Origin of the sequence: Enterocloster lavalensis (genome assembly GCF_046603895.1) — a bacterium.
GTDB classification, from domain to species: Bacteria; Bacillota; Clostridia; order Lachnospirales; family Lachnospiraceae; genus Enterocloster; species Enterocloster lavalensis.
In genome coordinates this window covers 5948394-5959460 of the sequence record NZ_CP176637.1, presented here as the reverse complement: position 1 = coordinate 5959460, position 11067 = coordinate 5948394, and the positions used below count along the sequence as shown (strand labels likewise).

At 58.6% G+C, this 11067-nt stretch carries 9 protein-coding genes and 1 tRNA gene; 2 read left to right on the top strand and 8 right to left on the bottom strand.

Features of this window, described 5'->3' with window-relative positions:
* Positions 1-2: 2 nt before the first annotated feature.
* The gene (gene cbiD / locus ACK2JC_RS26730) at positions 3-1187 is read right to left on the bottom strand and encodes a cobalt-precorrin-5B (C(1))-methyltransferase CbiD (RefSeq protein WP_320938445.1); all 1185 of its coding nucleotides are present in this window, start codon (positions 1185-1187) and stop codon (positions 3-5) included.
* Positions 1188-1312: 125 nt separating this feature from the next.
* Here cbiD and ACK2JC_RS26725 point away from each other — a divergent pair.
* A tRNA-Ala gene (locus tag ACK2JC_RS26725) sits at positions 1313-1385 on the top strand.
* Positions 1386-1512: 127 nt separating this feature from the next.
* On the opposite strand, the gene ACK2JC_RS26720 is transcribed toward ACK2JC_RS26725, so the two are convergent.
* The gene (locus ACK2JC_RS26720; RefSeq protein ID WP_320938446.1) at positions 1513-2583 is read right to left on the bottom strand and encodes a cobalt-precorrin 5A hydrolase; all 1071 of its coding nucleotides are present in this window, start codon (positions 2581-2583) and stop codon (positions 1513-1515) included.
* Positions 2584-2680: 97 nt separating this feature from the next.
* Positions 2681-2902 (bottom strand): small, acid-soluble spore protein, alpha/beta type, encoded by a 222-nt coding sequence (locus tag ACK2JC_RS26715; protein WP_007712093.1) that lies wholly within the window; start codon positions 2900-2902, stop codon positions 2681-2683.
* Between the two features lie 217 nt (positions 2903-3119).
* On the opposite strand from ACK2JC_RS26715, the gene ACK2JC_RS26710 reads away from it, so the two are divergent.
* Complete coding sequence (locus tag ACK2JC_RS26710) at positions 3120-3854, top strand: LytR/AlgR family response regulator transcription factor (protein WP_118754066.1); 735 nt, start codon at positions 3120-3122, stop codon at positions 3852-3854.
* Between the two features lie 127 nt (positions 3855-3981).
* Here ACK2JC_RS26710 and ACK2JC_RS26705 read toward each other — a convergent pair whose 3' ends face one another.
* The 5 genes from ACK2JC_RS26705 to ACK2JC_RS26685 form a co-directional block, all read right to left on the bottom strand.
* Complete coding sequence (locus tag ACK2JC_RS26705; protein ID WP_118754068.1) at positions 3982-5964, bottom strand: bifunctional 4-hydroxy-3-methylbut-2-enyl diphosphate reductase/30S ribosomal protein S1; 1983 nt, start codon at positions 5962-5964, stop codon at positions 3982-3984.
* Positions 5964-6644 (bottom strand): (d)CMP kinase, encoded by a 681-nt coding sequence (cmk, locus tag ACK2JC_RS26700; protein ID WP_092360926.1) that lies wholly within the window; start codon positions 6642-6644, stop codon positions 5964-5966. The genes ACK2JC_RS26705 and cmk overlap by 1 nt, the downstream gene beginning before the upstream one ends.
* A gap of 16 nt (positions 6645-6660) precedes the next feature.
* Positions 6661-7899, bottom strand: a complete 1239-nt coding sequence (locus ACK2JC_RS26695) for an NAD(P)/FAD-dependent oxidoreductase (RefSeq protein ID WP_107434811.1) — start codon at positions 7897-7899, stop codon at positions 6661-6663.
* Positions 7896-9401: a polyphosphate:AMP phosphotransferase gene (pap, locus tag ACK2JC_RS26690; protein ID WP_092360928.1), complete on the bottom strand. Its 1506-nt coding sequence runs from the start codon at positions 9399-9401 to the stop codon at positions 7896-7898. The genes ACK2JC_RS26695 and pap overlap by 4 nt, the downstream gene beginning before the upstream one ends.
* Before the next feature lie 298 nt (positions 9402-9699).
* Positions 9700-11019: an aspartate kinase gene (locus ACK2JC_RS26685; RefSeq protein ID WP_092360929.1), complete on the bottom strand. Its 1320-nt coding sequence runs from the start codon at positions 11017-11019 to the stop codon at positions 9700-9702.
* Positions 11020-11067 lie beyond the last annotated feature (48 nt).

Genomic DNA, 11067 nt, shown 5'->3' with positions numbered 1-11067 from the left:
CTTTATCCTCCTGCCTTTATCTTCTCAATCAGCCCGTCCGCGCCTTTTGTGCGGCCCAAAAGCCCTCTGGCGTTGGTAAAGACCACCGCCTCTATTTTCATGGCCTTTCCGGCTCTGCGGCGCAGGCAGCCGTCCATGCGGCGGATCACCCGATCCATCACCGCCTGCCCCAGGCCGGGGACCTGCTCCATATATTCCAGGGCCTGGTCCACGGTGATGGACTCCAGAATCTGTTCCACCAGCTCCGGTCCCGCCCCGCAGGCCGCTCCGTGGGCGGCCAGTACCTCCATGCGCCCATCCGCCACCGAGGAGTGGGTGTTCATAATCCCGGCGGCCACCTTGACCAGCTTTCCGGCGTGCCCCACCAGAAGCACCTCCCGGATCCCCTCCTCCACCGCCATGTCGATGGAAGCGCCGATGTAATTGCTGCACTTCACCGCCCGGTCCAGATCCAGCCCCAGGCGTTCCCGCACAAAGGTCTCGCCGTAATTTCCCGGGGTCAGCACCAGCGTTCCCGGTCCCCCGGCCGCCTGCTGCCGGATATCCAGGCGGATGGTGGCCAGCAGGGCCGCCTCACTCATGGGCTCCACGATGCCCGTGGTGCCCAGTATGGAGATTCCTCCCCGGATTCCCAAGCGGCTGTTAAAGGTATCCAACGCCCGCGCCTCCCCCTCCGGGGCAAAAATCACAATCCACAGCGTCCCCGCAAAATCCCGGCCGGCGCAGACCCGCTCCACATGCTTAAAGATCATGTCCCTGGGCACCGGGTTAATGGCATATTTCCCCACTTCGCAGCTCAGTCCAGCCTTTGTGACGAGTCCGATCCCCACTCCACCCTTTATTTTCAGCGTCAAACCGCCATTTTTATATTCATACCACCCACCAGGCGTTTCCGGCTCAGGAGGCGCAACTCCCACCCGGGCGCAAATCTGCATGCCGTGGGTCACGTCCGGGTCGTCCCCGCCGTCCTTGCGGACCGCGCAGCTCACCCAGCCGGAGGCCCGCCGTATCTCCTCCACGCTCAGAAGGAAACGCACCCCACCCGGCGTCTCCACCGAAACCTGTTCCACGGCCTCCTCCCCCAACAACATGGCGGCAGCTGCCATGGAAGCCGCTGCCGCGCAAGTGCCTGTGGTGTATCCGCACCTTAACTTTTTCTGCTGCTTGTAAATATATGTATTTTCCATTCCTGTCCTCTGACCATTCTAATCTCACCAGTAAGTTATACCATATCAAAAAAAAAATCTCAATCTTTTCAAAAAAAGTGTTTACCTTTTTGGAAATTTGTGCTATGATATCAAACGGTGGTTACGGGATCGTAGCTCAGTTGGGAGAGCGCCTGCTTCGCATGTAGGAGGTCGAGGGTTCGAGTCCCTTCGGTTCCACTTATTTAATAGCGGTAAAACCTTGTGTTTTCAAGGGTTTGCCGCTATTTTTGTGCGGTAAAAGAAGGGGGCCAAATCGGTCCAACATCCGGTTCGGAGTTCCCACCTCCCCATCTCTTCCGCCCCATCACTCCGCCCGCAGCCGCACCTCCCGCACAGCCAGCGCCACCGTCACGCCGTTTGCCGCCTGCTTTCCAAGGATCAGACGCCCCTCCCCAGCCGCAGCCACGGCGGCCCGCTCACACACGCAGTCCACGCCCACCGTCTCCCGCACAAAACCGGACTCTGAAAATTCTCCCGGCACCTGCATAAGCTCCTCCGCAGAATATGTAATAAATTCCCAGTTATATTCCCGGGCCAGCTCCAAAATCCCCTGCTCCTCCCGTTTCAAGTCGATGGAGGCCACACAGGCCACAGCCTGCTCCATGACTCCCGCGCGCTCCAGGGCCAGCCGCACCTGCTCCCGCAGCGTTTGAACCGGCGTTCCCCGGCGGCAGCCAAGTCCCACAACCACAGCTTTCGGTACCAGACGCAGCGTCTCCCCGGACACCGCTGGATTCTTCTCCACGCCAATGTAGATGTTGCGCCCGCAGGTCCGCGCCATGCAGCCCTCCGGCGTCCAGCCGTCCGTCGGCGTTGTGCCGCATTCCACCTGGCAGGTATTCAGGAACCCCACCTCCCTGCCCTCCAGCAGATCCATTGCCACATGACGGGCCGCTTCCCGGTCCGCGATCATCAGGCCGTTTTTGGCGGCAAAGACATCCACCGCGAAAACCCGGTTCACATCCGTGGCCGTGGTGATCACCGGCACAGCACGGCAGAGTTCTGCGATCAGGCGGGCCAGCTCATTGGCCCCGCCCACGTGGCCGGATAAAATCGGGATCACAAATTGTCCCGCCTCGTCCATCACCAGCACGGCCGGGTCCGTCAGCTTGTCCTTCACCAGGGGCGCGATGGCCCGCACCGCGATGCCTGCGGCTCCCACAAACAGCATGGGCCTCCCTGCGGCGAACATTTCCCGGGCGAACGAGGCAGCTCCCCCCTCGGGCGTCCGGCTTATGCCCTCCGCCTCCATCTCAGGGGTCAGAAACCGCTCCGGCGCCCTGCAGACGCAGTCCGCCCTCCCGCGCAACAGCCCGGAAAGCCGGTGCAAAAGCCCGGTCCCCCGGGCCGTAAAGCTGATTATTCCCAATTCCATGTTGTATCTCCTCCGTCCCCGGCCTGACGGCCGGGTTCATTTCTCATCTAAGTATACGCGATTTGGCCGCAGTTTTCAATCACAGCCCCGCAAACGCTCAGGCCCCCTGCTCCTGCTCCAGGGCTTCCCGCTTCATCTCGCGCTTTTTCTTGGTGATCAGGCCGCCGATCTTGCCGCTCTCCTTGGCGGTCAGACTTCTCCAGCCCCCCGCGATCACCTTGTCGCCAAGGCCCAGCTCCTGGGCAATCTCAAATTTCAGCTGCTCCTGAGGGGTCAGATCCTTGGGGTTAAATGGTTCGTTTTTCTTCGCTTTCGGCATAATTCAAATACTCCTTTCATGGTCCTTCGCAGGCCGTGAAACAAGGCCCAACGAATCCTACCCCAAGTATGCCCAGGCCTACCCCATGTATACAGGTCTTCCCGATAATCCTTGCTTTTTCATAGGTTCTATACTATAATGTTTCACATATTATACCCAATATCGTTCCATATGGCGGCTATGCCGCAGCGGACTTTTGTACGAAAGGATAAATGCCGTGAATATCGCAATTATAGACGACTCCGTGGAAGAAGCGCGCCAGTTATCCGGTTACGTTCAAACCTATTTCCATTCCGTCCACATCTTACAGCGGACCGAGCTCTTTACCGCTGCGGCGGATTTTCTGCAGGTCTGGAAAAAGGATTCCTATCAGCTGGTTTTCATCGATATCTACCTGGGTCAGGAAACCCTGGGACTTGAAATCGCGGAGCAAATACGCCGGGAGGATGAGAGCTGTATCATCATTTTCACCACCAGCAGCAGCGATTTCGCCCTCAAAGGCTACGAGGTCCGCGCCCTGGACTACCTGCTCAAGCCCATCGGCTACGACCGTTTCTGCCGCGCCATGGAGTACGCCCACCGGGAGCTGGAGAACACCGGCCGCTACATCGAGGTCAAGGTGAGCCGTATCATGGTCAAGATTCTGTTGGACGATATCTGTTACGCGGATTACTCCAACCACTACATACAGATTCACACACCGCGGCGGATGTACCGCACCTACATGCGGTTTGAAGATTTTTCCAGACTTCTTTTATGCTATCCGCAATTTCTCTGCTGCTACCGCAACTGCATCATCAACATGGACCGGGTTGTGGAGATGGAGAGGAACGAATTTCTTCTGGCCTCCGGGGACCGGATCCCCATCTCCCGGAGCATGCGCCTTGCCATCCACCAGCAGTACGCGGATTACCAATTCAAACATTTACACGACGGCATAAGCGGCGGCTGACGATTTTGTCTCCCGCCGCTCTTCCTTTTCCCCGCACCATCCCATTTTCTAAATCTGGGCGTCAGGTCTTAAAAAGGCAGCTCCCGCAACGGGAACTGCCTCTTTCGTTTCCTACTGTCTTTTGCAATTAATAATTGTTGATGTCCACATCCGCCACGTCGGAATCTTCCATACGCTCCTGGCCGCCGCCCATCAGGGCTTTGATGCTCAGGCTGATCTTGTGGTCGTTCTCGTTAAAGTCCACGACTCTGGCCTCGATCTCCTGGCCGATTCTCAGAACGTCGGAGGGTTTCTCCACGTGCTCTCTGGAAATCTGGGATACGTGAAGCAGTGCGTCCACGCCGGGCTCCAGCTCGATGAATGCGCCGAAGTCGGTCATACGGGCAACACGTCCAACTACAATATTGCCGGCCGCATAACGCTCAGCAGCGGTCACCCAGGGATTGGCCTCCGGGAACTTTAAGCTCAGGGCAATCTTCTCGCCCTGGATGTCTTTGATCAGAACTCTCACCTGCTCGCCGGTCTTGAACACCTTCTTCGGGTTCTCAACTCTGCCCCAGCTCATCTCGGAGATGTGCAGCAGGCCGTCCGCGCCGCCAAGGTCGATAAACGCGCCGAAATCGGTCACGTTCTTCACAACGCCGTCGGTCACGTCGCCGGGCTGGATTCTGGAGAACAGCTCCTCCTTCATCTTGGCCTTCTGAGCAACCAGAAGGGCCTTGCGGTCGCCGATGATTCTTCTTCTCTTGGGGTTGAATTCGGTGATGATGAACTCAATGTCCTGTCCGGCATACTTGGACAGGTCTTTCTCGTAGCTGTCGGAAACCAGGCTTGCGGGGATGAATACCCGTGCGCCTTCCACTTCCACGCTGAGGCCGCCGTCCAGAACCTGGGTGACCTTTGCGGTCAGCACTTCCTGGTTCTCAAACGCCTCCTCAAGACGGCGGTTGCCTCTGTCGGCAGCCATACGCTTATAGGATAATGATACCATGCCCACGCCGTCGTTCAGCTTGATGACCTTCGCTTCCATCTCGTCACCAACCTGTACCTTGGTGGTCAGGTCTACATTGTTGTCGTTGCTGTACTCGTCCCGGGTGATAACGCCCTCGGACTTGTTTCCTGCAATACTCAGAATAATCTCATCTTTGCTGACTTCGATGACCTGACCGGTAACTATCTCTCCTGTACGTATTGGTTTGGTGGATTCTTCCTCTTCTTTTAATAACTCTGCAAAACTCTGCTCTGCCATTCTGGTATGAACCTCCTCAATAATCTTTTTTGGGGTGGATGCCCCAGCTGTAATACCTACGCTGCGCACAGAAGATACACTATCAGGATCTAAGTCGCCGAGTGTCTGAATGTAAAAGGTGTTTTTACATTCCTTGAGACAGATCTCGTACAGCTTCTGGGTGTTGGAAGAATGCCTGCCGCCGATGACGATCATGGCTTCCACCTGCGAAGCGATACGCGCCGCCTCCACTTGTCTTTCCTGTGTTGCATTGCAAATCGTATTTAAAACACTACTATCATAACCCTTTTTCGAAAATTTTTCAACTAATTCTTTAAATTTGTTGTAATTAAATGTCGTTTGGGACACGATGCATAGCTTTTGGCCCTCTGAAAGATTAAAATCTTCAGCTTCGGCCTCGTTTTCCACCACCTTTGTATCGCGGTTGCCCCATCCGCGGATGCCCTCCACCTCCGGGTGGGAAGCGTTCCCGATGATCACCACGGCCTCCCCGGCCCGGGAGTGCTCATCCACGATGCGGTGGATCTTTTTTACAAAGGGGCAGGTGGCGTCCACCACCGCGACGCCCCGCTCCTCGAGAATGTCGTAGATGTGGCGGCTGACGCCGTGGGAGCGGATGATCACCGTGCCCTGTCCCGGGGGAAGCGCCTTTAAGTCCTCCTCGGTCTCCAGCACCGTGACGCCCTTTTTCGCCAGGTCGCCCACCACCTCCTCATTGTGGATAATGGGACCGTAGGTGTAAATCGGCCCCGAGGCCCTGCCCTGCTCCACCAGCCCAATCTGCTCGTAGACCTGATCCACGGCCCGCTCCACGCCGAAGCAAAATCCCGCGGTCCTGGCCACAATTACCTCCCGGCTCATCACTCCACCTCAAGTCCGCGGCTCTTGGCCGCTTCCAGAATGGCCGCGATCACCTGCTCCACCGTCATGCAGGAGCTGTCCACCAGCACCGCGTCCTCAGCCTGGCGCAGTGGGGAGTTCTCCCGGTTCATATCCCGGTAATCCCGGTCGATGATGTCCCGCTCGATCTCCGCCAGATCGCACTCCACGCCCTTTTCCACCAGTTCCTTGTAACGGCGTCCCGCCCGCACCGCGCTGGAGGCCGTGAGATAGATCTTGGCGGGCGCGTCCGGAAGCACGCAGGTGCCGATGTCGCGGCCGTCCATGACCACGTTCTCCCGCCTGGCCAGGGCCTGCTGCAGCTCTACCAGCTTCTCCCGCACGGGCTTGTACACCGACGTGGCGCTGGCCATGTTGCCCACCTCCTCGGTGCGGATCAGGCCGGTTACATTTTCCCCGCCGAGCAGAACCTGCTGGACGCCGTTCTCATAGCGCAGGGACACGTCCACATCCCGGCAGGACGCCGCCACCGCCTGCTCGTCCTTCGGATCGATCCCGCTTCGGATAAAATGCAGCGCCATGGTCCGGTACATGGCTCCTGTGTCCACATACACAAACCCCAGTCTCCTGGCCACCTCCTTCGCGATTGTGCTCTTTCCGGCCCCAGCCGGACCGTCGATTGCGATATTGAAATGCTTCATTGTCTCTGATCTCCTGTTAAAATTCGATTTTGCTGCCGGCCGCCCAGCCCGTGGACCAGGCGATCTGAAGGTTATACCCTCCGGTCACCGCGTCCAGATCCAGGACCTCCCCGGCAAAATACAGACCCTTCACCAGCTTTGATTCCATGGTGGAGGGGTTGATCTCCTTCACGGACACGCCGCCCTGGGTGATGACGGCCTCCTTGTAATCCCTGAGGCCGGTGAGCGTCATGGTGAAATGCTTGGTCAGCCCGCACAGCCGCTCCCGCTCCGCCTTGGTGATCTCGTTGACCTGCTTTTCCGGGGAAATGCCGGAGAGCCGGATCATCACCGGGACCAGCTTAGCCGGATACAGGTGGTTTAAGGTGTTCTTGAACTGGCGGTTCTTCGCCTCCCCGAAATCCCGGAGAATCCGCTCGTCCAGCTGCTTCTCCGACAGGGCCGGTTTTAGGTCGATCTCCATAGTCAGGGGATGCCTGCGGATCGCCTTGGCGCAAAAGCTGCTGGCGGAGAGCAGGACCGGGCCGCTGACCCCGAAATGGGTGAAAAGCATCTCGCCGAACTCCCGGTACAGCTCCCGCTTGCCGTCCAGAACCGTGACCTCCACGTTCTTTAAAGCCAGGCCCTGAAGCTCCCTGGCAAGCTCCGCCTCCTTCACGTTGAAGGGGACCAGGGCGGGCGACAGCTCCGTCACCTTGTGTCCCGCCTCCCCGGCGAAGCGCAGTCCGTCCCCGGTGGAGCCGGTGGTTGGATAGGAAAGACCGCCCGTCGCCACCACCACGGCGTCCGCCGGCAGTTCCTCCCTGCCACCCCGTATGCGCACGCCCCTGACGCAGCCGTCCGCAAGAATCAGGGAGTCCACCTCCGTGTTCAGCCGCACCTGCACCCCCAGGTCCCGCATACCGTCGGCCAGCGCCCGGATCACGTCCGAAGAGTGGTCGGAGACCGGAAATACCCGGTTTCCCCGCTCCACCTTTAGGGGACAACCGCAGCGCTCCAGAAGGTCCATCATATCCCGATTGGTAAAACCGTAGAAGCTGCTGTAGAGGAACCGGGAGTTGGTCACCACCCCGGCCATCAGCTCCTCCATATCGCAGGCGTTGGTCACATTGCAGCGCCCTTTGCCGGTGATAAACAGCTTTTTCCCCAGCTTTTCATTCTTTTCCAGGAGCAGGACGCTGTGTCCGCTGCCCGCTGCCGCCATGGCGGCCGTCATTCCGGCGGCTCCACCGCCCACTACCACTACATTACTCATTCTGCCGTACCGTTTACTTCCTTTATCTTTTGTTCCAGGGCCTCCACAACGGTCTTTAAGACCTTGACCCTGGCGTAATACTTGTCATTGCCCTCCACGACGATCCACGGCGCGTAGGTGGTGGAGGTGCGCACCAGCATCTCGTTGACCGCCTCCTCGTATTCATCCCACTTTTCCCGGTTGCGCCAGTCCTCGTCCGTGATCTTCCACTGCTTGGCCGGGTTGTTCTGCCGCTCCGTGAAGCGGCGCTCCTGCTCGTCCTTGTCAATGTGCAGCCAGAACTTCAGGATCACCGCCCCGGCGTTGGCCATGTGGGACTCCATCTCGTTGATCTCCTGGTAGGCCCGCCGCCACTCAGCCTCGGTGCAGAAGCCCTCGATGCGCTCCACCATGACCCGCCCGTACCAGGTGCGGTCAAAGATGGCGATGTGGCCCGCCTTGGGCACGTCGTTCCAGAAGCGCCACAGGTAGTGGTGCACCTTCTCGATGTCGTTGGGCGCGGCGGTGGGATTCACCCGGTAGCCCCTTGGGTCCAGATGGCTGGTCAGCCGCTTGATTGCGCCGCCCTTGCCGCCCGCGTCCCAGCCCTCAAAGCCGATCACCACCGGGATGCGCAGCAGATAGATCTCGCTGTGCAGCTCCTCCAGACGCTTTTGCAGCTTTTTCAGCTGTTTTTTGTAGTCGTCCTTTTCCAGCTTCTTGCTCAGGTCGATGCCGGAGAGCACGCCGTTCTTGAAGCGCTGCCTGCCGGGAAGCTCCGTCTGCTTTTGCGCTCCCGCCTCCGCCCCGTTCCGCCGGTTCAGCTCGTACTCCAGCCGGTCCGCCACCGTGGTCAAAATCTTTAAGGCCGCGTAGTCCCGGTCCACCGCCTCGATGAGGGTCCAGGGCGCGTAGTCCGTGTCCGTGTTCTCCAGCATCTCCTCGTTCATCTGCAGATACCGGTCGAATTCCTCGTTGCGTTTTAAATCCTCCGGGGTGACGCGCCAGGAATTCTCCCGGGACCCGGTCAGCTTCTTAAAGCGCTTGTCCTGCTCCTTTTTGTCGATGTAGAGGAACAGCTTGATGATCACCGTACCGTCGTCGTTCAGCTGCTTCTCAAAGGACAGGATGTCCTGGTAGGCGTCCGCCAGGGACGACTCCGGCGTCAGGCCGTCAAAGCGGTCCACCTGCACGCTGCGGTACCAGCTGCGGTCAAAGATGGCGATGCGGCCCTTAGCCGGGGTCTTGGTCCAGTAACGCCACAGAAACGGGCGCATCTGCTCGTCCTCCGTGGGGCGGTTGCAGGCGTAAACGTCAAAACCCCTGGGGTCCAGCGCCTGGATCAGGCGGTTGATCTGCACGCCCTTTCCCGCTGCGCCCATACCCTCGAACACCAGAATCACGGGAATCCCGGCGGCCTTTAACTCCCGCTGCAGAAGGCCCAGCTTCTCACCGGCTTCCTCCATTCCCTTCTTATAAGTATCTTTCGCTACTCGTTTGGATAAATCAATTTTTTCCAACATAGTCCCTGCCTCCTTCTAAGGATCAGTCTGCCCAAAAAGTACCGCCGCACACAGCGGGCCACATGGATCCCGCCCGGGATACGGGCACAGATTCCCGCCGGACGCCCGCGGCACCTCCTCAAGTGTTCATATTGTACCACGAATGAAAGGGATTTACCATATTTTTTGCCGCGCGGCCTGAATTTGGGACTGCAAGAGGACGTCCGCGCCGCCGGAAAACGAACACAAAAAGGCCGGAGGGCAAGGTTTCGCCGCTCCGGCCGGACGTTCGCTGGACGCAATGACACCGGGCCGTTTTCTACAGCTCCGCTGTCACAAAAATATCGTAGATCGCCTTGATGGCGGTCTCAAAATCGTCGTTTTTCACGCCGATGATGATATTCCACTCGCTGGACCCCTGGTCGATCATCTTCACGTTGACTCTGGCGTGGGCCAGGGCGGAGAAAATCCTTCCCGCAGTTCCCCGGGCGCTGCGCATTCCGCGGCCCACCACCGCCAGCAGGGCCAGGTCAGACTCCATCTCCAGGGTATCCGGCTCCACGGCGCGGTGGATACCCGCGATCACGGACTGCTCGTAGTCCTCGAATTCGGACTGGTGCACGTAAATGGTCATGGTGTCGATGCCGGAGGGCATGTGCTCGAAGTTGATGCCGTACTGTTCAAACACGCTGAGCACTCTCCGCCCGAATCCCACCTCGGAGTTCATCATGGCCTTCTCAATATTGATGGAGCAGAAGCCCTTCTTGCCCGCGATGCCCGTGATGGTGTGGCGGGGTTTGCGGCAGGTGCTCTCCACGATCAGAGTGCCCTTGTCCTCGGGGCGGTTGGTGTTGCGGATGTTGATGGGGATGCCTTCCTTTCGCACCGGGAAAATGGCATCCTCGTGGAGCACGCTGGCGCCCATGTAGGCCAGCTCCCGCAGCTCCTTATATGTAACGGTTTCGATTACTTCCGGATTCTCTACGATGCGCGGATCGGTCACCAGCATGCCGGAGACGTCGGTCCAGTTCTCGTACATGTCGGCGTGAATGGCTTTTGCCACAATGGAGCCGGTGACATCGGAGCCGCCCCGGGAGAAGGTCTTGATGGTGCCGTCGTGTTTGGCCCCGTAGAAGCCCGGGATCACGGCCCGCTCCACATTGGCAAGGCGCTCGGACAGCTCATGGTCCGTGTACTCGGCCTCCAGGTTGCCGTTGTCGTCGAAGAAGATCACCTCCGCGGCGTCGATGAATTCATAGTTTAAATAGCAGGCCATCACCAGGCCGTTGAGATACTCGCCTCTGGAGCCCGCGTAGTCCCGGCCCACCGCGGCCACAAAATTCTCCTCAATCCGCTGGAACTCGTGGTCCAGGTTCAAATCCAGCCCCAGTCCGTCGATGATGTCGTTGTAACGGTTTTTAATCTTTTCCAGGATCTTTTTGTAGGACCTGCCCTGGGAAGCCGCATCGTAGCACTGGTACAGAAGGTCGGTCACCTTCTCATCCTTGTCGTTGCGCTTTCCGGGCGCGGAGGGCACCACATACCGTCTGCTCTTATCCGACCAGATGATCTCCCCCACCTTTTTAAACTGTCTGGCGCTGGCCAGCGAACTGCCGCCGAATTTCACCACTTTTTTCATCTCTTAAGTCTCCCTCTTCCATTCTTAAAACCGTACATGCGCCTTGAA